At 45.1% G+C, this 23,494-nt stretch carries 12 protein-coding genes; 9 read left to right on the top strand and 3 right to left on the bottom strand.

Going from position 1 to position 23,494, the window contains the following annotated elements:
* Positions 1-133 precede the first annotated feature (133 nt).
* From AB4Z08_RS23620 to AB4Z08_RS23590, 7 genes are all read left to right on the top strand, one after another.
* Positions 134-1,135, top strand: coding sequence for a glycosyltransferase family 4 protein (locus tag AB4Z08_RS23620; protein ID WP_441576257.1), 1,002 nt, complete (start codon positions 134-136; stop codon positions 1,133-1,135).
* A gap of 167 nt (positions 1,136-1,302) precedes the next feature.
* Positions 1,303-1,872 carry an RNA polymerase sigma factor gene (locus AB4Z08_RS23615; protein ID WP_441576256.1) on the top strand — a complete coding sequence of 190 codons (570 nt, stop codon included), beginning with the start codon at positions 1,303-1,305 and terminating at the stop codon, positions 1,870-1,872.
* 92 nt (positions 1,873-1,964) lie between these two features.
* Entirely contained in the window at positions 1,965-3,158 is a 1,194-nt protein-coding gene (locus AB4Z08_RS23610; protein ID WP_441576255.1) for a FecR family protein, read from the top strand.
* 191 nt (positions 3,159-3,349) lie between these two features.
* Complete coding sequence (locus tag AB4Z08_RS23605; protein WP_441576254.1) at positions 3,350-6,766, top strand: SusC/RagA family TonB-linked outer membrane protein; 3,417 nt, start codon at positions 3,350-3,352, stop codon at positions 6,764-6,766.
* Positions 6,767-6,783: 17 nt separating this feature from the next.
* Positions 6,784-8,661 carry a RagB/SusD family nutrient uptake outer membrane protein gene (locus AB4Z08_RS23600; protein WP_441576253.1) on the top strand — a complete coding sequence of 626 codons (1,878 nt, stop codon included), beginning with the start codon at positions 6,784-6,786 and terminating at the stop codon, positions 8,659-8,661.
* 1,343 nt (positions 8,662-10,004) lie between these two features.
* Positions 10,005-13,049: a SusC/RagA family TonB-linked outer membrane protein gene (locus AB4Z08_RS23595; RefSeq protein WP_441576252.1), complete on the top strand. Its 3,045-nt coding sequence runs from the start codon at positions 10,005-10,007 to the stop codon at positions 13,047-13,049.
* A 31-nt stretch (positions 13,050-13,080) separates the two neighbouring features.
* Positions 13,081-14,823: a RagB/SusD family nutrient uptake outer membrane protein gene (locus AB4Z08_RS23590; protein ID WP_441576251.1), complete on the top strand. Its 1,743-nt coding sequence runs from the start codon at positions 13,081-13,083 to the stop codon at positions 14,821-14,823.
* Between the two features lie 93 nt (positions 14,824-14,916).
* Here the strand turns inward: AB4Z08_RS23590 and AB4Z08_RS23585 are convergent, their stop codons facing one another.
* Genes AB4Z08_RS23585 through AB4Z08_RS23575 form a run of 3 tightly spaced genes read right to left on the bottom strand, consistent with a single transcriptional unit; the run spans position 14,917 to position 19,129 of the window.
* The gene (locus AB4Z08_RS23585; protein WP_441576250.1) at positions 14,917-16,386 is read right to left on the bottom strand and encodes a glycoside hydrolase family 130 protein; all 1,470 of its coding nucleotides are present in this window, start codon (positions 16,384-16,386) and stop codon (positions 14,917-14,919) included.
* Between the two features lie 13 nt (positions 16,387-16,399).
* Positions 16,400-17,671, bottom strand: a complete 1,272-nt coding sequence (locus AB4Z08_RS23580) for a glucose-1-phosphate adenylyltransferase (RefSeq protein ID WP_441576249.1) — start codon at positions 17,669-17,671, stop codon at positions 16,400-16,402.
* Positions 17,672-17,713: 42 nt separating this feature from the next.
* Entirely contained in the window at positions 17,714-19,129 is a 1,416-nt protein-coding gene (locus AB4Z08_RS23575; protein WP_441576248.1) for a glycogen synthase, read from the bottom strand.
* A 309-nt stretch (positions 19,130-19,438) separates the two neighbouring features.
* Between AB4Z08_RS23575 and AB4Z08_RS23570 the strand changes: the two genes are divergently transcribed.
* A complete protein-coding gene (locus AB4Z08_RS23570) occupies positions 19,439-20,332 on the top strand; it encodes a DUF72 domain-containing protein (RefSeq protein ID WP_441576247.1) in 894 nt (297 codons plus the stop codon).
* Positions 20,333-20,418: 86 nt separating this feature from the next.
* Positions 20,419-23,343 carry an FAD-binding and (Fe-S)-binding domain-containing protein gene (locus AB4Z08_RS23565; RefSeq protein ID WP_441576246.1) on the top strand — a complete coding sequence of 975 codons (2,925 nt, stop codon included), beginning with the start codon at positions 20,419-20,421 and terminating at the stop codon, positions 23,341-23,343.
* Positions 23,344-23,494: the final 151 nt, after the last annotated feature.

The raw sequence follows: 23,494 nt of genomic DNA, 5'->3' as shown, positions 1-23,494 counted from the left end.
AGTTAATTGGTTGATCAGATTATTGGTTGGCCGGTATCCAATACGGCCGGAAGGTTTTCTTTGGCGCTTGTTTTGACAATGGTAACGGGATGGATGGCCGTATGGCCACCTCTTTCATTCAAAAAGACTCAATATGAAGATAGCGATACTGGCACCAATAGCATGGCGTACTCCTCCCAGGCATTACGGTCCCTGGGAACAAATGGCCAGCAACCTGGCAGAAGGATTAGTGGCAAAAGGAGCAGATGTGACCCTTTTTGCGACAGCTGACGCTATTACATCAGGCAAACTATCGGCTATCTGTGCCAAAGGCTACGCAGAGGATCCACATGCTGATGCCAAAGTAAATGAGTGTATGCATATCAGTTACCTGATGGAACAGGCCCGGGACTTCGATATCATTCACAATCATTTCGATTTCCTGCCCCTCACCTATTCAAGATTGGTTAAAACGCCCATGGTAACAACGATCCATGGCTTTTCTTCTCCCAAAATATTACCGGTATACCAGCGCTTCAATGATATTGTCAGATATGTATCTATCAGTAACTCGGATCGCCATCCAACGCTGCATTACGCGGCCACCATATATAATGGCATCCGCACCGCTGATTTTGCCTTTGAGCCCAGTCCCGATAATTACCTGCTGTATTATGGCCGTATCCATCCGGACAAGGGTACCCATGAAGCGGTGCAGATAGCCCTCCACACCGGCCGTAAACTCGTCATAGCAGGTATTATTCAGGATGAAGGATACTACAATGAAAAAGTGAAACCCTTTATTGACGAAAACCAGATCCGGTATATAGGCGCCGTAGGCGGCAAAAAACGCAGTGAGCTGTTGGGTAGTGCACAGGCATTACTGCATCCCATCAGTTTTAATGAGCCCTTTGGCCTGAGCGTGGCGGAGGCGATGCTTTGCGGTACACCTGTAATTGCCTTTAATAAAGGATCTATGCCCGAGCTGATTACAGACCGCAAAACTGGCTTCCTGGTAAACAATATACACGAAGCAGCGGCCGCAGTGGAAGATCTAAGCCTGATCAACCGGCGGGACTGTTATTTACACGCCAGGGAAAAATTCAGTGCAGAAAAAATGGTGGAACAATATATGGCGTTGTACGATACTATGTAGTACCCATCTCTCCGGAAAATATCCACAGACTGTCCCTCGTATCGAAACCTCGTCTACGGCAAAAATAGCGTCAATATTTGCCGGAATAATGGAATTTTTCCTCCTGCCAATTGCACTACATTTAGTTAGCAGGAAATATCTATGACGTCAATTTTAGAAGAGTCGTAATGGGATCGACTAAGGACTATAATGAACAAGCACTATTGTCAATGGTTGCCTCGGGCAATGAATTGGCTTTCCTACAACTGTTTAATCACCACAAGGCTAAAGTTTACTCCGTTTTATTGGCACTTACCCGTTCACAGGTAAGCGCAGAGGAATTACTACAGGATGTTTTCATTATTATATGGAAAAGGCGGGAGCATCTTCTGCAACTGGATTGTTTTGAATCATACCTGTTTATCATCGCGCGCAACAAGTCGTATAAGGCGCTTAAGAAAACAGCGATAGAAAAAAAGAAGGCTGCCACCTTTCGTCCGGAGGAGTTGCATCACAATGATGCCATGGAATCCATACTTGTTTCAGAATACCAGCAACTACTTCACAAAGCCGTTAATCGATTGTCTCCTCAGCAGAAACAGGTATATCAGCTGGTAAAAATAGAGGGCTTGTCAAGAGAACAGTCTGCCCATGTAATGCATATCCATCCTGAAACCGTAAAAGCGCATCTCGCGAAAGCATTAAAATCTATCCGTGCTTATTGCAAGGCAAGCTTCAAAGTATTTTTGATCTGTTGACTGCTGCTTTTCCGCAGAAAATATTTTTTTCTCCACTAACCCACCACCCTACCTGGGGTACTCTTTATTATCAGACTATTGGTTTAATTAAAATGACAGAGGAAAGATTAACACACCTGTTCTACCGCTACATACGTAAGGAGGCCGATGAGGAAGAAGAACGGGAGTTGATGGATATAGTACTCCAGGAGCAATATAAGCCGGTTCTGATGGCGATCCTGCAGGAATATGTAACGAATGCTCCGCCATTGGCTAATCCTTCAGATTCCCCGGAAAAGGCGCTGGTAGCATTTCTCCGGATGGGTAATCCGATAAAGAAACCGATTACCGGCAGGCGCCGGTGGCTGATGCCGGCGGCAGCTGTGTGTACGATACTGATATTGACAACCTCGTTTTTTTTTATACAGCAGCGTATTCACCACGCCCCTGCCAAACAGTTAGCGATGGCTGATGTGCCGCCCGGCCGTACAGGTGCGGTGCTTACGCTGGATAATGGAAAAGAGATTGTATTGAATGCCACCGGGGACGGAGAGTTGGCTGAGCAAGGCAATGCGCTGATCCGCAAATCAGGAGATGTAGTCAGTTATGTACCCGTTAGTGGAGAGGTGCTGCCGGTGGTATATAATACCATGAGCACACCAAAGGGGCAGCAGATCTCCCTGGTGCTGGCAGATGGCTCCAGGGTGTGGTTGAACGCTGCCAGCAGCATCCGGTTTCCTTCTGCATTTACAGGTGATGTACGTAAAGTGGAAGTGACAGGAGAAGTTTATTTTGAAGTAGCGCATGCAAATGATCCCCGGCGGAAACGGAGCATTCCTTTCAGCGTTGTTGCCAATGGCACTACCGTAGAAGTGCTGGGAACACATTTTAACGTCAACGCCTATACGGATGAACCATTTATTACCACCACGTTATTAGAAGGCGCAGTGAATGTAAAAAAAGGCAGCCAGGAAGTACGATTGTCGCCTGGACAGCAATCAGTGCTGGCGCCCGATGGTCAGTTAACTATAAATACACATGTCAACACAGAAGAGATAATGGCCTGGAAAGAAGGATATTTTCACTTCGAAAGCGCTTCGCTTGCTACAGTACTCCGCCAGTTTTCGAGATGGTATAATGTAGATATTGTTTTCGAAGGGAAAATGCCTGAAGAAAAGTTTTTTGCGATTGTAAAACGCAGCAGTAGTTTATCCACGGTTTTGAAAGTATTACAAGCCACAAATGTACATTTCAGCATTGAAGAAAAAGTAAACGCCACCACGGGAAGAAAACTGATTATAAGATAGCTCCAGCAACAAACTATTGCCCAAAAAGAAGCCAGGAGTGGCCTTAACACTCCTGGCAGGATCCGGGCTTTTAAATACCGTCGAGAAACAGATTCACAAACCCAAAACATTGCAAAACTATGCAATTAATTCCGATTTCCATTTTATCAAACCAAGAGGGCGGGAAGCTCATTCTAAAAGTTTTGAGGATCATGAAAGCGACAGCATTCTTAATGCTCTTTGCATGCCTGCAGTCCGTTGCCAGCACCAACGGACAGAGTATCACCTTAACTGTAAAGGATGTACCGGCCCGGGAAGTATTCCGGGAGATACAAAAGCAAACAGGGAAGAGCCTGGTGGTCAGCGAAGGGGTACTTTCCAGGATAGGAAAAATTACACTCGACGTCAGAGCTCAGCCGATCCAAAAGGTGTTGGATCTTTGTCTTCGAAAAGACCGTTTTACATACAACGATGTAGACGGCATTATTGTCATCACCGATAAATCGGAAGTGGTGCCCCCAAAGGTACCGGCACCTGCTATAGATACCCCGGGATTTGTCGTCTCGGGAAGGATTGTTGATGCCGGAGGCACCCCGCTTCCGGGCGCATCTGTATCAAGAGTGGGCACTAAAGAAGGTGCCGCAGCTGACGCCAGCGGCAACTTCAGATTGAAGCTTCCAACCGGCGGGGCTACACTGCTGATATCTTATCTGGGGTATCAGCAGATACGCATGCAGGTTTCCAAATCGGATTTCCTGACCATCGTATTAAAGCCATCGGAGGCTAAAGTAGAAGAAGTAGTGGTAGTAGGCTATGGTACACAGAAAAAGGCCAGCCTTACTTCTGCCATCAGCAGTATAGATACCAAAGATATGATGAGCATTCCGGCCTCCAATCTTTCCAATGTGCTGGCGGGAAGAGCTTCCGGAACATTTGTGCAATCAGGCAGCGGCGTACCGGGCAAGTCATCTATTGTCCGTATCCGTTCCTCATCCTCCTGGAACAGCTCCGGACCACTGATCGTGATTGATGGTGTTGCCCGTGACCAGGCAGCCTTTGATGCCCTTGACCCTAACCAGGTGCAGAATATTACCATCCTGAAAGATGCCGCGTCAGCAGCGATCTATGGTTCCCGCTCATCAGACGGCGTGTTGCTGGTAACTACCAAAACCGGCAAGGCGGGCAAGGCAACAGTACAATTCAATTCCATATTCGGCGTTTACAGCAAACCGGAGATCGATGTGAAATATCTCAGCATGGACGAGAGCATGGATATGTACAACTCCACACACACAGGCGCCGCGGATTTCCGCTTCAATCAATACGACCGCGACTGGATACACAAGAACAACCCGGATGGCAACCTTCATTATGACGAGGCATACCAGCGGCCTTTTACCCAGCGGCATTCACTGAACGTTTCCGGAGGTACGGATCGTGTCACCTATTTTATTGGTGGTACCTTTTATGATGAGAAAGGATTTCTGCCGCAACTGGCCTATCAGAAATATAGTTTGCGCAGCAACGTACAGGTGGCCATTACAAAAGACCTGAGCCTGGGATTGAACCTGAGCTACAACAAGGGAGCGCGCAGCAGATTCTTTGCCATTGAAGGAAAAGATGATGACCTGTCAGGATTTTATGAGAAGCTGAAGTATATCATGCCCCCCACCACTTTCGCATACATAGATGGCAAGCCCATGGCACCTACCTGGGTCACCAATCCCATCGAGATGATGAAGAACGGTGGCTATATGCATATCAACAAACAATACATAGATGGTATCATCAACCTGGAATATAAGGTGCCATTCATCAAAGGCCTTACCTTAAAGGGTGTGGCAGACTTATATAACGGAAACGATTTCTCCAAAGCATACGCCATCCAGCCTTTGTTATATCAATTCAAACTTGATCCGAAAAGTGGTATTCAACAAATATATACCAACGAAATTATCGGTACGAAGACCGCGACCTCTCCTGCTCAGCCTTTTATCGGAAATGAAAATGGCCGGACCAATTCCTATCAGGTGAATGCAATTGCCACCTATGACAGGAACTTCGGAAATCATCACCTGAACATTGTAGGTGTGTATGAACAGTCGGACGGTTACTATAATTATTCCAGCATCTATAAATACAATTTTCCGGTTTATACCAGGGACCAATTCCCGTTTGCCAGCCGTGCTTCCGGCGACACCAAAGCAGACGGATATGAAACCTACCTGGATGCGCGTGTATCTTATGTTGGCAGGGTGAACTATGATTATCAGCATAAATACCTTGTATCAGCATCTGTACGTGCAGATGGTTCATCCAAGTTTGCGAAAGACAAACGATGGGGATACTTTCCGGCGGCCTCCCTGGGATGGGTGATGTCGGAAGAGTCTTTCCTCGCGGGACTGAAGAAAAGCGGTATTGATATGTTGAAACTCCGCCTTTCATACGGAGCCACCGGTAATGATAACATCCCGGCATGGCTTTTCAAGGAGCTATACAATGCCTCTGCCTCACCATTTTATCTGGGCGATCCGACATCATCAAAATCGATACTGGCATATAACGGTATCGCACAAACGAATTATACCTGGGAGGGTGCCAAGTCCTACAATGCGGGGGTTGATCTGAACTTCAGACAGCACTGGAGTTTTGTAGCCGATGTGTGGACAAAAAAAACCTTCAATATCCTTGGTCAGCGTATACTGGAAACGCCGGTGGAATTTGGTTCAAGTTATCCGATCGAGAACTATGGCAGGATGAATGCAAAAGGAATGGATATAGAGCTGGGATATATATATGGCAAAATAGGAAAGGATTTTACATTTGATATAAAAGCCAACTTTGGACTGGCTACTACCCATGTGCTGATAAAAGACAAGGCGCTGGGCGCTACACCAGCAGATGATCCGGTAGGCAAACCACTTAACTACCAGGCGGGATACCAGGCCGCCGGAATCCTGCGCACTGATGCAGATGTAACAGCGCTGCCGGCAGGATATACCATCTTCGGGGTGAAACCGGAAAAGGGCATGATGAACTTTACTGATGTAAACGGGCCTAATGGCAAGCCGGATGGCCTGATCGACAGCTACGACAAAGTAGTGCTGGCGCAATATTCCAATGCGGTAGTCCCGGGCAGCAACAATCAGTCGAACAATGCTCCTATCTCCTATGGGCTGAGCATCAGCATGGCATACAAAAATTTCAGACTGAGCATGTTGCTGAGTGGTCTTGCCGGATACAAAGTTATTTATAACGATCCATGGGGACGTAACGGTGGCAATATTCCCTATCCTGCCTATTACGGAGATGCGTACTCCGAATCCAATCCCAACGGAAAATTCCCTAAACTGTACAATGCTAACGGCAACCAGCGTCAGGATTATTCTGTGGTATCAGCACTGAATACGTTCAATGGCGATTTCCTGCGATTGAAAAACCTGAACCTGTCGTACGACTTCTCACAAACATTGCTTAAAAAAGCAGGGCTGAGTTCCGCGCAGGTATTTGCCGGCGCCACCAATCTCTTTTGCCTGAGAAAATTCAAACTCTACGATCCTGAAGTGTATTCCTTTGGCAGCTATCCTATCATGACCAATGTTTCATTAGGCTTCAATGTTCAGTTCTAATTTTAAAAAGTGATTCCATGAAAAAAAGTTTTCTGAAATATATAATACCGGCGGCCTTTATACTTATCTCTTTCATTGGTTGTCGCAAAATACTGGAGCGGGATCCGTTGAATGCCCTCACCAACAAGCAGGTATGGGAGTCGGAGCGGGCAGCTACCGCCTATCTGGACACCGTGTACTATGACCTCATGCCCTGCTGGCCCTACGGAATGGCTAATCCCGGCGGATGTTCGCGGGTATACAACAATTGGTTCTGGGATAGTTGGGTAAAAAACTGGCAATTTGTGAATTTCGGCAATGGTAATGGCACCGATGAAGCCATTTCTCCGCACCGTTATTCCGACAAGGTACTGCTGGGTACTGCTACCTATGACTGGCTGGAGAACTATGACAACGCTGCAGCGGGCGTAAAGCTCAACTGGGCAGTAAACACCTATGGGGATATCCGTACCTGTAATAACATACTTGATAATATCGACAAGGCCACTTTTGAACAGGCCGGGAAGAACCGTATCAAAGGACAGGCCCTGTTCTGGCGCGCCTGGGCCTACTACAAACTAGTGAAAGATGTAGGTGGCGTGCCGCTCATTTTAAAAACACAGGATGCGGTAAGTGATGTGTCACAGATACAACTACCCCGCAACAAAACATCAGAATGTGTAACGCAGATATTAAAAGATCTTGATGACGCAGTGGCACTGCTGCCAGATGCCTGGAAGGGCGCCGACCTTGGACGTATCGATAAAGGAGCTGCCATGGCATTTAAAGGAAGGGTGTTGCTTTTCTTCGCAAGCCCGTTATTTCGCGGTCTGGGCGGAGTAGCCTCCTGGCAGAAAACTTATGAAGCCACCCTGGCGGCTAAAAATTTCCTCGCCGGCATGGGAAAAGGATTGTATCCCGTTTACGGAGATATCTGGAATGTAGAGCTGAATAAAGAACAGGTGATGTTCCGGCGCTTTACCTACCCTGATGCCTACTATGCCATGCCAGGAAATGCACCGTTGCGCTACTCGGCAGACGACTGGGATAATGATATGCCTTCACTTGAATTAGTGAACGCATTCCCTATGAAAGATGGCAGCCGTTTTGTGCCGGCAGCTTCCAATTATCCTACGCTGTTTAAAAACAGAGATGACCGCTTCTATGCTTCCATCTACTACAACGGCGCACCGGTTCAGTTTACACCCAAAATGGTAGAGAAGAAAGAATACTATTGGACATATCTTACTAATCCCTCTTTTACATCAGCAGGGGGTGTTACGGGTACTTTAAACGCCCTGGTTACAGATGGGAATTGGATTGGACAGGGTATGGGAGAATTGAACGGATTCTTCCTGAAGTTAAAAGGTGTGGACAGGGATGCATCTGTAGTTGAACAGTCAGATGTCGATTGGCCCGAGATCCGCTATGCAGAGGTATTGATGAATTATGGTGAAGCTGCCAACGAACTGGGTAAGATCGGCGAGGCACTGCAGGTATTGTATGATATCCGTCAGCGGGCCGGCGTTTCAGCCGGAGCCGGCAACTATGGCATCACTGCCACAACTCAGGAAGACATCAGGAAAGCATACCAGGACGAGCGCTTCGTGGAGTTTGCCTTCGAAGGCAAACGCTGGGACGACCTGCGCCGCTGGAAAAAATTTGACCTGTTAAGAGGAACACAACGCCACAGCCTCGCCATTACGCTCAAGCCAGGTCAAACAGATCCTGTCCCTATGGATGATATCAATAAGGTATACAACAGGTTTGATTATACAGTGATCACTACTGATAAGTCAAACCTTGCTGTCCCCGAGAAAATGTATATATACGGATTGCCTTTCAGCTTTCTGTCCAGGAATCCGAAGTTGCAACAAAATATGATGTGGGGAGGCACTTTTGACCCCCTCCTCTAATTCGAATAGGTGATAACAAGGCAAATCTCACGGCCTCCCGTTCCCGGGAGGCCTTTTTTATTAATTCAACCCCAGTGGCCTAACGCCCATGAAAGATTTGTTGGGCAAAAAAACGCAGGTATTTGTTAATATAACAGTTGCAGGTTGATTTCCTTTTTGCATATTTTGCGCTCAGCCGACATATCACATAGCAGGAAATGATATCCTGATAGTTTTCACAATGACCAGGAAAGCACTTGCAGTGGCGTCAACATACGCACAAAGATAAAAGTGGAGGCCAATACGGTACAAACACAAATACTACTCCCTTCCGGCGCACAAGCCATATGATAAGGCCAATTATATGAGCTATCATATCCGGTATGCAAAAAAAACATTGCAATTGATCAAATTAGAAGTAGTTAATAGGCGAATAATTACCAAATTTTATATTGTTGAAATATCGGAACAGTGGAACTTCATCAGGTAGAATTATCATTCGTTTGGCAGTCGGAGAATGCAATACATCTATTTACCTCAACAGAGAATATATTAAAGGAAATAAATACCAGGAATATTGATCATAGGGGATACTGATGTCCCTGCATGATTCATGTAAATTTAAAAAAAGGATTTACAAATCCCAGCTGTTCTTATGTCTGGAAAGTAATTGTGACAACGAAACGATTTTAATCCATATTCTGCGAATTTCCTTCGCACGCAGATTTTACTACATCCGTCCTCGCTGAATTCACAGTGTTAGATTATATTAAGGGACATAACTGACACTGATGAACTCACGTGGAATTATAAAATAGATTTCGCCGTTCCCGGCGAAATATTATAAAGCAGACGTAGTTAAGACAGTACGCGATTTGTATTTACACATGTGAATTATCTCCTGCAAAAATAGCATCTGTAATAGTCAAATTAAGCTTTGTGTAAAGAGCTAGATAATTTGACCTTTAAGACAGAATTAAGACATCATCAACCAGTCAAACAGTGAATTAGCATTGCACGAAATTTATTACTTGAGATAGTATAGAGACATCGTCAACAATGCAGTACATCAATCGAACAGTGAATTAGCATTCCACAAAATTTATTACTTAAGATAGTATAGAGACATTATCAACAAGGGAGTATATCAATTGAACAATGAAATAACATTCCACAAAATTTGATACTTAGGATAGCATTGAAATATTATCAACCAAACAGTATATCAGTCACACAGTGAATTAGGATTCTAAAAATTTACCACCTATTCAATTTTTTTTATGAGCCAAACCAAATCGTTACTATGGGCGATAGCGTTATTGTGCATCATGCTACAATGCACGCGCATTTATTCCCAAAACAAGATGAACGTAAAAGGTGTAGTCACCGATTCCACAGGTGCGCCGCTCCCTGGTGCAACCGTCAGCCAGGAAGGGAATTTAAAAAACGGCACCATCACTGGTCCCGAAGGCCGTTTTGAGTTAAACGCCCCTTCCGGTAGCCGGCTGAAAATCACAATGACCGGGTTTCACACGGCTTTTGCCATGGCCGGGGCATCGCCAATTAATATTGCGTTGCGCCAAACTACCACTGAATTAACAGATGTGGTAGTAGTGGGTTATGGTACACAAAAGCGGGCTAAAATGACTTCTGCTGTTTCCTCTATGAATGCAAAAGATATACAGCTTATTCCTGCTACCAATTTATCAAATGTATTGGCAGGACGCTTATCCGGTACGTTTATCAGCTCACCTACAGGTACGCCCGGTATTGGATCAAATGTTAAAGTCCGGTCCCGCTCTTCATTTAGTAATAGCGCTGTTGAACCATTATATGTTATTGATGGAATAGTGAGGGACAAAACCAGTTTCGATGCGTTAGATCCTAATGAAGTAGCAGATATTACAATATTGAAAGATGCTTCCTCTGCGGCCATTTACGGCTCCCGCTCTTCTAATGGTGCCATTCTGGTAACAACAAAAACAGGCAAGAGTGGTGCGGCAGTTATAAATTTCAATGCTACCTACAACACACAACGCGTAGGTAAGCTACCCGAATACATGCCCGTTAAAGATGGATTGAATTTAAGCAAAGCAGTTAATGGAGGTTTAAGCGATGAGGAAATTAACTGGGTGCTGAAGAATAATCCTAACGGCGACAACTACTACAAAGCTGCTTATACCAATCCGTCCAGCCAGCGTTATGCGCTAAGCGTTTCCGGAGGTAGTGAAAAGCTGAGAGGTTACATAGGAGGTTCTTATATTAAAGAAGATGGCTTTCTGCCACAGGTGTCATATAAGAAGTACAATCTGCGTGGAAACGTACAGGCCAATCTGGTAAAAAACCTTACTCTTGGTTTAAACATGGGTACAAGTTATGGTACCCGTAGCCGTTTCAACTTCACCTATGATTATGGTTCCGATGACCTGAATAACCTTTGGGGTAAATTACTGTACTGGGATGTATTTGCAAGCCCTTACATAGATGGCAAACCTAATAACCCCGGTTGGCTGGGCAATCCAATAGAAATGATGAAAAACGGGGGCTATTGGCGTAACAGCAACCAACAAATAGATGCGTTGGTGACTGCTGAATACAAAATACCCTTTGTAGAAGGACTGAGCATAAAGGGTACCTACAGCAAAAATTTTGATAACAGCTATATAAAAACTTTTGCTAAAAAACAGCAGCTGTATAATTTTAAGAAAACAGGTCCCAATGGTTTGATTTACACCGATACATTAGTGGGCACTACTTTAAGTGGTGATCCAGGTACTCAGTATTTGGGCAATGAATATAATAAATCCAATACTTATCAGTTAAACGCACAGATTAATTACGACCGGACATTTGGAAAACATACCATTGGCGCGCTGGCTGTTTATGAGCAATATGAGGGATACACCAATTATTTCAGCCTGTATCGATATAATTTCCCCCTCATTGCGACAGACCAGTTTTTATATACCAGCGCAAACAATGCTGACTGGTCAACAAATGGCAACGAAGGTCAGATAGGCAGGTTGTCTTACATCGGAAGGATTAATTATGATTACGATGCCAAATACCTTTTTAGTGCATCTGTCCGGAGAGACGGCTCTACCAACTTTGCGCCGGATAAGCGCTGGGGTTGGTTTCCATCAGTATCAGGAGGTTGGGTAATTTCAAGAGAAGGTTTCTTCCAATCATCCAAACTTGGCCAGGTGGTGGATTTCTTAAAGCTGAGAGCATCCTATGCTACCACCGGTAATGATATTCTGGATAAAGATGATCCCAACAGCAGATGGAGATGGATGGAGCAATATATTATCCAGGGCGGTACCTATTATATGGGAGCTTCAGGTACTCCTGCGCCACGCCTCGCCTATGGTGGTTTACCTAACAGCAATCTAACCTGGGAAAAATCAAATTCTGCAGGAATAGGTGTGGACGCAACACTTTTTAAAAACGTGCGATTCAGCTTCGATTATTGGAAACGAAAATCCTATGATATATTAGGTAGCCGCATCCTCGCTATTCCGAATGAATTTGGCGCATCCTTACCACCAGAAAACTACGGAAAAGTTAGTTCCAATGGTATTGAAATAGAGCTGGGCTATAATAATAACATCGGCAAAAATTTCAGCTATAATGTAAAAGGTGTATTCACTTATGCTACCAATAAGGCGATAAAGAAAGACGTTGCAGCAAACACACAGGACTATGCAAACCCGATCGGAAAAACGTTGGCATATGGACGCGGTTACCAGGCCTTAGGTGTAATACGCACACAGGACGATTTGAATAAATTACCGGCTGGTTATACCATCAATGGAGTTGCACCTGCTTTAGGCGATATGTTATTAGCGGATCTCAGTGGTCCGGACGGAAAGCCCGATAATAAAGTAGATAGTTACGATCAAATGGTGCTGGGCAACTATTTTGGAGCAGATAATGCCCCCATCGCCTATGGCTTGAATATTTCTTTATCGTATAAAGGCTTTACAGTAGAAGCACTATTTTCCGGCCTTACAGGATATAAGATAAGTTACAATGATGCCTGGGGCAGGAATTTTGGCGGAGGAGGAAAAGTTCCTCAATACCATGCTGATTCCTGGAGCACGGAAAATCCCAATGGCACTACGCCTAAAATGTATCCATGGGGAGATCCCCATTCAGCAGGTTATACCTGGACTTCTACCTTCAACGTGTATAATGGCGGTTTTTTACGAATGAAATACCTGAACATCAATTATAAACTCCCGGATATAGTATTAAATAAATTAGCGATTAAAGATACCAGGATTTTTCTGGCAGGATCCAACCTGTTTAACATCACCAAATTTAAGTTGTACGATCCTGAAGTATCCCAATTTATGAGCTACCCAACCATGAGAACTTTTACCGCAGGAATTGATATAAAGTTGTAGAAAAGCGTGTTTAAATTAAAAACTAAGAAAAATGAAGAATAAGTTAAATATAGCAGTACTCATCTTTTTCGTTCCTTTTTTATTGATGGGTTGCAGTAAGGTACTTGATAAAACAAATCTTTCTGCTGTTGGTCCGGATCAGGTATGGTCGGATGTAAATATGGCTACGGCCTATTTAAATCAGATCTATGCAGATCTGATGCCAGGCAATAGGTCTGGGACTGGAAACAACACTGATGAAGGCGTTCCTTACCAGAAACAAACAAATGACTGGTTCAGAGGTACAGCCACCTTTGACTCACAAAATAACTTTGGAACATATAATAGTATACGAACCATTAATATTTTGTTGTCCAATATCGACAAAGCCAGTTTCGGCCAGGCAGACAAAGACAAAATTAAGGGACAGGCATTATTCTGGAGAGCCTGGGCATATCATAACCTGGTCAGTAACTATGGCGGCGTCCCCCTCATATTGGAAGCACAGATGCCCAGTACAGATTTAACAACCCTGCAAAGGCCCCGCAATAAAACATCGGAGTGTGTAACACAGATTTTAAAAGATATAGACGATGCGACTGCATTACTGCCCAATGCTTTTACAGATGATGATATGGGCAGAGTAGATAAAGGCGTTGCCATGGCTTTTAAAGGAAGAGTACTATTGTTTTATGCCAGCCCTTTGTTTAATGGTTTGGGAGGAGTAGCTACCTGGCAAAAAGCATACGACGCCAATAAAGCGGCTAAAGAATTTTTAGATGCCCGTGGTAAAGGGTTGTATAGTCCATACAGTAAAATATGGGATGATGAGTTAAACAAAGAAGTGGTGATGGTTCGCCGGTTCAACTATCCACAGGCAACCTATTTCCAGGGAGGCTTAATTCCATTGGATTGGTCTAAAGATGATGTAGGTTATGACCGGCCTTCATTGGAACTGGTAAATACTTTTCCTATGAAAGATGGCTCCAGCTGGGAATCACAACCAAGAAACTACGATACGTTGTTTTTTAACAGGGATGACCGGTTTTATGCCAATATTTATTATAACGGATCTCCCAACCAATATTTAAAAGGGATGCGTGATGGTAAAACCTATCTGTGGACCTATTTTACCAGCATAACAAATTATAATGGTAACACAGGCCTTGAAGGAGTGCATAACCCAATAACACTGGACCCTTTGTGGTCTAACTCAAGTTTCTACCGCATAAAAGCAATTGATAAAACGATTGATAAAGGTACTGTTTACAATGCAGGCGTTGATTGGGTTGAAATCCGTTATGCTGAAGTATTAATGAATTATGGTGAATGCGCCAATGAAACAGGCAACACTGCAGTAGCACTGGATATATTAAAACAAATCAGGGCCCGCGCAGGCGTGTTGCCAGGTATTGCCGGCAACTATGGTATTACAGCTGTGCTGCAGCCTGATGTGCGCAAGGCGTATCAAAAAGAACGTTTTGTTGAGTTTTGTTTTGAAGGCAAACGTATGAATGATCTGCGCCGCTGGAAAATGTTTGATTACCTGCGAAGTCTTACCCAACGTCATGGAATCGCGGTGTTGCTGAAACCCGGACAATCGGATGTAAGCCCTATGTCGGATATAAATACGGTGTGGAACAAATTTACTTCTACTGTTATTCCAACAGACGCGGTTAACATAGCTATCAAGGATCAATACTACATTTACGGTATTCCAAAATCCATTCTGGACAGGAATCCATTATTCAAACAAAATAGTAACTGGGGTGGAGAGTTCGATCCACTGCAATAGATTTTCATTTAAGTGGTTTGACCGATAATCAGAAGAAAAAGGGGGTATCTCAAAGTCATTTTGAGATACCCCCTTTTAACGAATAACGGTTATCTATACGCCGTCTGCTTTTATCTGCGACAGCAATTTCTCGAGGTTTACTGTGGCAAATCCCGAAGCATAATCGGATAAGCCATACGGAATAATGAGTTCATCGTTGTGGATCATAGACCCGCAGGAGTACAGTACGTTGGGAACATACCCTTCACGTTCGTCCTTATTGGGCATCAGCAGGGGCTCACGTAAGCGACCTATTTCTATGCCCGGGTTTTCCAGGTCCAGGAGACTGGCACCAATGCAATACGTACGCATAGGTCCTACTCCATGGGTAATCACTAACCACCCTTCCGGTGTTTCAATGGGAGAACCACAGTTACCTACCTGTACAAATTCCCACGCATATTTAGGTGTATGCAGTATTTGCGGGTTTTCCCAGATATTGATTTTATCAGAATACATGATATATCCATTGATACCATCAATACGGGAGATCATGACGTATTTGCCGTTTATTTTGCGTGGAAACAGCGCCAGGTTCTTGTTCTGTGCGCCTTCTCCATACAGGGGCATGATCTTGAAATTATAAAAGTCTTTCGTTTGCAGTAGCTTTGGCTGGATAGTAATTCCATCATATGCGGTATAGGTAGCGTAGTAGGTAATACTACCGTTTTCGCTGGTATACTTCACAAAGCGGGCATCTTCTATCCCCCTGCTTTCTGCATCAGAGTAGGGAAAAATAACACGATCGGACAGATCTGTATCCAGTGAAAAATTCAGCTCATAGTAAGAGTCTGCCAACCATAAGATCCTTTCCAGTCCTTTTTTCAGCAGGTGATCTACCTGGAAACGCTGCTGCATTTCCCGGATCACTTTCTTGAGAGCGAGGTATTCAAACTGGTCGGGGAGGCTATTTTGTACTTCCTGCATGACTGAATCTGGCAACCTGATAGAAGCGGCGTTTTGGAAAAAAGTATTTTTCCGGTAGATGGAGTTGCGGATAATTTCCGCTTCATCTACGTAATTGCCCGGAGCTATCAGGGAAATTTCATTGTTCTTATCAATGATACCAGACCTGAAGGCAATGGAGGACACATGTCCTTCTCCCACTGCGCGGAAGCTCATAATCACACGTTTCTGTCCTTCTTCCAAACCGCTCTGATCTACATCTTCGATGAGGGAGGGATTAAAAAAAGCAGCAGATTCAATAGAATATTCGTTGGTAAAATAGGAGCCTGTCAGTAATTTCCGTTTAAGCGACAGTCCTTCATAATCAATCTGCAAGCCGGGATACAGGTGTCGCAGCCGGTCTGCATGTCTTTCAAAAATTCGGGTAATATTCCTGTGGCGTCGGGAAAATTCTCTTAGTATAGGCATAATCGTTATGTCTACCTCCGGATCGCCCATAGCAGCTACCAATTGAATGATAGATTTAGCCCTGGCCTCTCCATTGAAAAAAAATCTCGCTACTACGCGCTTCAGATCAGGATAAATCTTTGTGGATTTCCGCTCTATTGACAATCGCATGTTTTTCGTTTTGTTAAATACTGAATCCGTCTTCCAGGACAACTCCCTTTTTAACAACAACAATGCCGTCTTTCACTGTATATTTCTCAAAGTCCCCATCAGCTAAGTGTTTCCCGCCATTTATATGTACGCCGTTTCCGATGCTGCAGTTTTTATCGATGATGGCGTTATTAATAATACAGTTCTCTCCAATGCCCATGGTAGGTCGTCCTTCTGCCCTGGCATTTTCAATTTCTTCCAGGGTCTGATAGTAGTCGCTACCCATGATATAGGCATTACTGATTTCAGAGCCTTTACCGATCCGGGTACGTATACCTACCACTACCCTTTCGAGGCGGTTTGCCATTATAATACAACCATCTGCAATCATTGTTTTCTCCATGGTCCCGGAAATTTTTGCCGGAGGCAGCATTCTGGCCCTGGAGTAGATGGTTTGAGATTCGTCAAAGAGGTTAAATAAAGGGATTTCATCAGTCAGTCCGATATTGGCTTCGAAAAACGACTCAATATTACCGATGTCTGTCCAATAGCCTTCATACTGGTAGCTGAAGATCCTGCGTTTGGCTTCAATGGCCTGTGGAATGAGCTGTTTACCAAAGTCGGCAGCTTCCGGCTGGTCATTGAGCATATCAAAAAGTACCTGTCTGTTGAAGATATAGATCCCCATGCTGGCCAGGTATACACGGCCTTCTTTCTGCATTTCTTCACTTACTTCAGAAGCCCATGGTGGCAAAACGGCCTGGGAAGGCTTCTCTGTAAAGGAAACGATAGCGCCTTTGTCATCTTCCTTAAGAATACCAAAATCAGAAGCATCCCTGGCACTTACCGGAATGGTGGCAATAGAGATCTCCGCGCGGGTGTCGATGTGGTGCCGGATCATCTTCTTAAAATCCATCTGGTACAACTGGTCACCGGATAAAATGAGTATATATTCAAACTCAAAGTTCTCCATGTGATGAATACATTGTCTTACCGCATCCGCTGTACCCTGGTACCAGGTAGGGTTATCGGGTGTTTGTTCAGCTGCCAGGATATCCACGAATCCCTTATCAAAATTGCTGAAGTGATAAGTGTTCTTGATATGTTTGTTCAGGGAGGCCGAATTAAACTGCGTCAATACAAAGATGCGGTTCAGTTCAGCATTCAAACAATTGGAGATGGGAATATCCACCAGTCTGTATTTACCGGCTAAAGGCACCGCTGGTTTTGAACGGCGACGGGTAAGCGGATACAGGCGGGTGCCGGCCCCTCCTCCGAGAATAATGGATATTACATCGTTAGTCATAATGGGAATTGGTTTTAGAAAGTCATCATTCAATATTCTAAACTATTTCATACTGCTGTACATGTCAATGTAACGTTGTGCAGAACTGCCCCAGGAATGATCAATGTTCATGCCTCTCAAACGTACTTCCTCCAGATGTGTGGCATCATGATACAATTCTATCGCCCGTTTAACCGAGTAACAAACATCCCAGACACCTGCCTGGTTAAAGCGAATCCCCACACCGTCTTTATCTCCAAAGTCGGTGACGGTATCTTTCAATCCCCCGGTGCTGCGCACCATCGGCACCGTTCCATAACGCAGGGCATACATCTGATTCAGCCCGCAAGGCTCTACCCGTGAGGGCATCAACAGAAAATCACTGCCCGCATAAATAAGATGGGATAAAGATTCATCGTACCCGATATGTACATTGAAACCATAGCTCACCAACTGACGCGTTTGCTGCAATGACCACTCAATATGTGGTTCCCCACTCCCCAGAACGAGGAAGTTGACTTCTCCGGGCAGTTCGTGCAGCGAGCGCCCAATGATTTCAGGTAACAGGTCTGCGCCCTTATCTCCTACCAGTCTGCCTATAAAGGAGATCAGCGGTAAAGTTGCATCCAATCCGAAGCGTTCACACAGCAATTGTTTATTTTCTTCTTTACCGGCTACAGCGGTATCAATATCAAAATTCCGGACCAGCATATGGTCCGTAGCGGGATCCCATACCAGGGTATCGATTCCGTTCAGAATCCCTACCATCTTCGCTTTTTCCTGGCTGATCAGGCTTTCGAGGCCGTTGGCATTAGAAAACAGTTCTTCCAGGTAACCCGGCGAAACAGTAGTTACGCGCCAGGCACATTTGATAGCGGCAGCCAGCGGATTGATGGCGCCACCCCAATCCAGTAAGCCTGCCTTCCACAGGTCAAAAGAAGGGAGCAGGTATAGCTTATCCCATCCAAACTGGCCCTGGTATTGTGCATTATGAATAGTCAGTACAGACGGAATATCTTTCAGCCGGGCATATTTGTAACAATAATTCAACAGAAAAGGGATGAGCCCTGTATGGTGATCATGGCAATGGATCACATCCGGCTGATGCTGCCATTCGTTGATCCAGTCCAGCACCGCAACCTGGAAGGCCAGAAAGCGTTCCGTATCATTGGGATAGCCATATACACCAGGGGTATCGAGCAAACCGGGAATATCCACCAGGTACAGGTCGAAACCCAGTTCGTTGCTGCGTTCTTTTAATACATTGAAATGGTACCAGTCGTGCCCCAGCCACATACCAGCCTGGTGTACCACATCAAATTCGTGGGTGTCATAATACTTGGTCCGGTAGGCGGGCACCACTACCTTGGCAAAATTTCCTAACTGGTGCTGATATTTGGGTAATGCCCCCACCACATCACCTAGTCCACCTACCTTGGCTACCGGGTAACATTCCGCGCTAATGTGTAAAATCTCCATGCTAAATAATTGATAATCTTTATTAAGTTACCTTGGAAAAATAAGAAAACAAAGGGGGAGACGGAATTTATTTTAACGCGGATTTTGTCTGGGTCAGGATTATACTGATTTTGATGATTACCTGATTAATTTTATTGTGATTTTTAAGATTAGCGGAGATAGTTGTGGTTATATCCACAGTTATCTTCCAAAATCATAAAAGAAAATCGGAAAAATCAGTATAATCAGTATAATCCTGGGTAAGACAAAATCCGTGGGGTATATTTGTATTCCTTATTGTCATGTGTTCATCCTCTAAAAGCGCCTGTTATGGATTTTGGTCGTGTTCCTACTCCCGAATTATCAGACATTGATTTTAAATTGCCTGCAGAACCTGCCTTTAATAAGAAGGTATTGAAAGGCAAGCCCGTCAAAAAACCGCTGGCCTACCTGGGCTGCGCCAAATGGGGCAGAAAGGAATGGATAGGGAAAATATATCCCAAAGGTACCAAGGAGGCCGATTTCCTCGGGGAATATGTAAAACACTTCAACAGCATAGAGCTCAATGCTACCCATTACCAGATATATGGACCGGCTACCATTTCCAAATGGGATGTGAAAGCCCAGGGCATGGATTTTAAGTTCTGCCCCAAAGTACCGCAAAGTATCAGTCATTTCAGCAACCTGGTAAGCGCTGGCGACAAAACCACGTCTTTCCTGGAAGGCGTGCTGGCATTCGGTTCTCACCTGGGACCTATTTTTTTACAATTGAGTGATAAATATGGCCCGGCCAAACGGGAATACCTATACGAATACCTCGCCTCCCTGCCGAAAGACCTGCAGTTTTTTGTAGAACTGCGGCATAAAGCGTGGTATGAGGATGAAGCCGTACGCCTGGAACTATTTGAAAAGCTCCGGGAACTCAATGTAGGCATCATTATCACCGACACCGCCGGCAGAAGGGATGTGGCACATATGTACCTGACCATCCCCAAAATATTTATCCGGTTTGTAGGCAATAGCCTGCATCCTACCGATTATACCCGGATCGATGACTGGGCCAACCGCATCAAATACTGGCTGGACAACGGTTTGAAGGAAGTATATTTTTTCATGCACATGCACGATGAGGCCAAATCCCCCGAGCTGGCCGTATACCTGATTGATAAACTGGAAGCGGTTTGCGGCCTACAAGTAAAAAAGCCCCAATTTGTAAAAGAATAGTGCTTTTTTTGACGAATACATTACAAGGCATGAAAAAGCCGGACTGAAATATTAATTTCGCCCTTTCAAAACCGGTACTAAAAATGATGCGCGACAAGCTAGAGCAATTGGCCCAGCAACTGAAAGRCAAGCTTTATACAGACGATACCATGCGAACACTTTATGCCACTGATGCATCGGCATACCGTGAAATGCCGCTGGCAGTAGCTATTCCGCAGCATATCGATGATCTGAAGACACTGATCAGCTTTGCGCGTGAAAATAAAACCTCCCTGATCCCACGTACGGCCGGCACCTCACTAGCCGGACAAGTAGTAGGCAACGGAATCATTACCGACGTATCCCGCACCTTTACCAACATACTGGAATTTAATAAAGAAGAAGGCTGGGTACGTGTACAGCCAGGCGTGATCCGCGATGAACTCAACATGTTCCTGAAACCACATGGCTTTTACTTTGGCCCGGAAACCTCCACGGCTAACCGCGCCATGATAGGCGGCATGGTAGGTAACAACTCCTGCGGCTCCAACTCCGTGGTATATGGCAGCACCCGCGAACATCTTCTGGAAGTAAAAGCCCTGCTAAGCAACGGCGAAGAAGTGACCTTCGGCAGCATGGATGCCGAAAGCTTCCACCAGAAATGCGAAGGCCCTGATACCCTGGAAACGAAGATCTATAAACAGATCCGTAGCAGTCTGAGTAACCACAGCTACCAAACCGAGATCAGGAAAGAGTTCCCAAAGAAAAGCATCCCCCGCCGCAATACCGGCTACGCGGTAGACATGCTGCTGGACACCAACCCCTTCACCGCCGGCACAGAAGATTTCAACTTCTGCAAGCTGATAGCAGGTTCTGAAGGTACCCTCGCTTTTCTGACAGAAATAAAACTGCATGTAGATCCCCTGCCTCCCAAAGAAACAGGCCTGATCTGCATTCACTTCAATAATATTGATGAGTCACTCCGCGCCAACATCCTGGTGATGGAATATAAGCCCAGCGCCAGCGAGCTGATTGACCATTATATACTGGAATGTACCAAGGATAATATCGAGCAGAGCAAAAACCGCTTCTTTGTACAGGGAGATCCCGGCGCTATCCTGGTAGTGGAGTTTTGCCGCAACACCCGCGAAGAAGTAGTGGAGATTGCCGGCAAACTGGAAGCTACCCTGCGCGCAGCAGGACTGGGTTACCACTTCCCCCTCCTCTTCGGCGATGACAGCAAAAAGATATGGGCACTCCGCAAAGCGGGTCTGGGCCTGCTCAGCAACCTGCCCGGCGATGAAAAAGCCGTGCCGGTGATTGAAGACACCGCCGTAGCAGTAGAAGACCTGCCTGACTTTATCCGTGATTTCAACGATATCCTGCAGCAATATAAACTGTACGCTGTCCACTACGCACATGCCGGTAGCGGTGAAATTCACCTCCGTCCCATCATCAACCTGAAAACAGAAGAAGGAAATTTACTGTTCCGCAAAATTGCCGAAGAAATTGCCACCCTCGTTAAAAAGTACAATGGCTCCCTCAGTGGAGAACATGGTGACGGCCGGCTCCGGGGTGAATTCATCAAACAGATGGTGGGCGACAAAAATTATGAACTACTACGACAGATTAAATATACCTGGGATCCGGAAAATATTTTCAATCCCAACAAGATCGTAGACACGCCGTCTATGAATAGTATGTTGCGCTACGAGCCTGGACAACAGGTGCCGGAAATAAAAACCATCTTTCATTTCCCGCAACAAACCATGCTGCAACATGCCGAGCAGTGCAACGGCTCCGGTGATTGCCGTAAAACACAACTGAGCGGCGGCACCATGTGTCCCAGCTATATGGCTACACGGAATGAAAAAGATACTACCCGCGCCAGGGCAAATATCCTCCGCGAATTCCTGACACATAGCAACAAAGAAAACCGCTTTGATCATAAGGAAATTTATGAGGTGCTGGACCTTTGTCTTGCTTGTAAAGGTTGTAAATCAGAATGCCCGTCCAACGTAGATATGGCCAAGCTGAAAATGGAATTCCTGCAGCATTATTATGATGCCAACGGCGTACCGATGCGGGCTAAAATGATCGGCAACTACTCCAAATTATCGGCACTGGCAGCTATTGCACCAGGAGTATACAATGCCATGATCAATAATTCCTTTACCGGAGGCATCATCCGTAAATTCGCCGGCTTTGCCGCGAAACGCTCCTTACCAGGCCTGCACAACACCACCTTACGTAAATGGTTCAACGAAAAATGGCCCAAAGAAAAGCAAGGTGCTACCGGTAATAAAAAAGTATATCTTTTCTGTGACGAGTTCACCAACTATAACGATACGGCTATCGGTATCAAAGCCGTACAACTGCTGCACCGCCTGGGCTATGATGTTCAAATGATCGAACATCCTGAAAGTGCCCGCGCTTATATGTCGAAAGGACTCCTGCGTAAAGCACGCGAATATGCAGAGAATAATGTTCGTATATTCAGTAACGTTATTAACGAAAACGTACCGCTGCTCGGCGTAGAACCTTCTGCCATACTGAGTTTCCGGGATGAATATCCAGACCTGGTACGTGAAAATTTACGCGCATCCGCCAAAGCACTGGCGAAACATGTGTACCTGATAGACGAATTCCTGGCAGCAGAAGCCGACAAAGGACATATCACTGCCGCACAGTTTACCAGTGATAAACAACATATTAAATTACATGGCCACTGTCAGCAGAAAGCGTTGTCTTCTGCACTGCACAGTAAAAAGATGTTGTCACTGCCACAGAACTATTCTGTGGAAGTGATTCCTTCCGGTTGTTGCGGTATGGCAGGGTCTTTCGGCTATGAAAAAGAGCACTATGACCTGAGTATGCAAATAGGTGAAATGGTGTTGTTCCCGGCGGTGCGTAATGCTGCCAGCGGTACTATCATTGCTGCTCCTGGCACCAGCTGCAGACATCAGGTAAAAGATGGAACCGGGGTGAAAGCCCTTCACCCGGTGGAGATATTGTATAATAGCCTGGCATAGCGGATGCTTGTCTTTGTCCGGTATGATACTGATTTTCAGGATTTTTTATTTGTGATTTTTGATAATTTAAAAAGATAAGAGGAGATATAAGCGAACTATATACGCTTATATCTCCTCTCATCTTTTAATCATTTATAATCCTAAAAATAAA

The sequence above is a fragment of the Chitinophaga sp. RAB17 genome (genome assembly GCF_052114225.1).
Classification (GTDB): domain Bacteria; phylum Bacteroidota; class Bacteroidia; order Chitinophagales; family Chitinophagaceae; genus Chitinophaga.
The sequence above is the reverse complement of the archived record's forward strand: the minus strand, read 5'-3'. Positions and strand labels throughout refer to the sequence as shown.

What these genes read in the sequence shown, in the direction of transcription:
- AB4Z08_RS23575 (WP_441576248.1), bottom strand. Translation starts at nt 19,129, where the DNA reads ATGGAGATTTTACACATTAGCGCGGAATGTTACCCGGTAGCCAAGGTA.
- AB4Z08_RS23605 (WP_441576254.1), top strand. Translation starts at nt 3,350, where the DNA reads ATGAAAGCGACAGCATTCTTAATGCTCTTTGCATGCCTGCAGTCCGTT.
- AB4Z08_RS23570 (WP_441576247.1), top strand. Translation starts at nt 19,439, where the DNA reads ATGGATTTTGGTCGTGTTCCTACTCCCGAATTATCAGACATTGATTTT.
- AB4Z08_RS23585 (WP_441576250.1), bottom strand. Translation starts at nt 16,386, where the DNA reads ATGCGATTGTCAATAGAGCGGAAATCCACAAAGATTTATCCTGATCTG.
- AB4Z08_RS23580 (WP_441576249.1), bottom strand. Translation starts at nt 17,671, where the DNA reads ATGACTAACGATGTAATATCCATTATTCTCGGAGGAGGGGCCGGCACC.
- AB4Z08_RS23610 (WP_441576255.1), top strand. Translation starts at nt 1,965, where the DNA reads ATGACAGAGGAAAGATTAACACACCTGTTCTACCGCTACATACGTAAG.
- AB4Z08_RS23595 (WP_441576252.1), top strand. Translation starts at nt 10,005, where the DNA reads ATGAACGTAAAAGGTGTAGTCACCGATTCCACAGGTGCGCCGCTCCCT.
- AB4Z08_RS23600 (WP_441576253.1), top strand. Translation starts at nt 6,784, where the DNA reads ATGAAAAAAAGTTTTCTGAAATATATAATACCGGCGGCCTTTATACTT.
- AB4Z08_RS23590 (WP_441576251.1), top strand. Translation starts at nt 13,081, where the DNA reads ATGAAGAATAAGTTAAATATAGCAGTACTCATCTTTTTCGTTCCTTTT.
- AB4Z08_RS23620 (WP_441576257.1), top strand. Translation starts at nt 134, where the DNA reads ATGAAGATAGCGATACTGGCACCAATAGCATGGCGTACTCCTCCCAGG.
- AB4Z08_RS23615 (WP_441576256.1), top strand. Translation starts at nt 1,303, where the DNA reads ATGGGATCGACTAAGGACTATAATGAACAAGCACTATTGTCAATGGTT.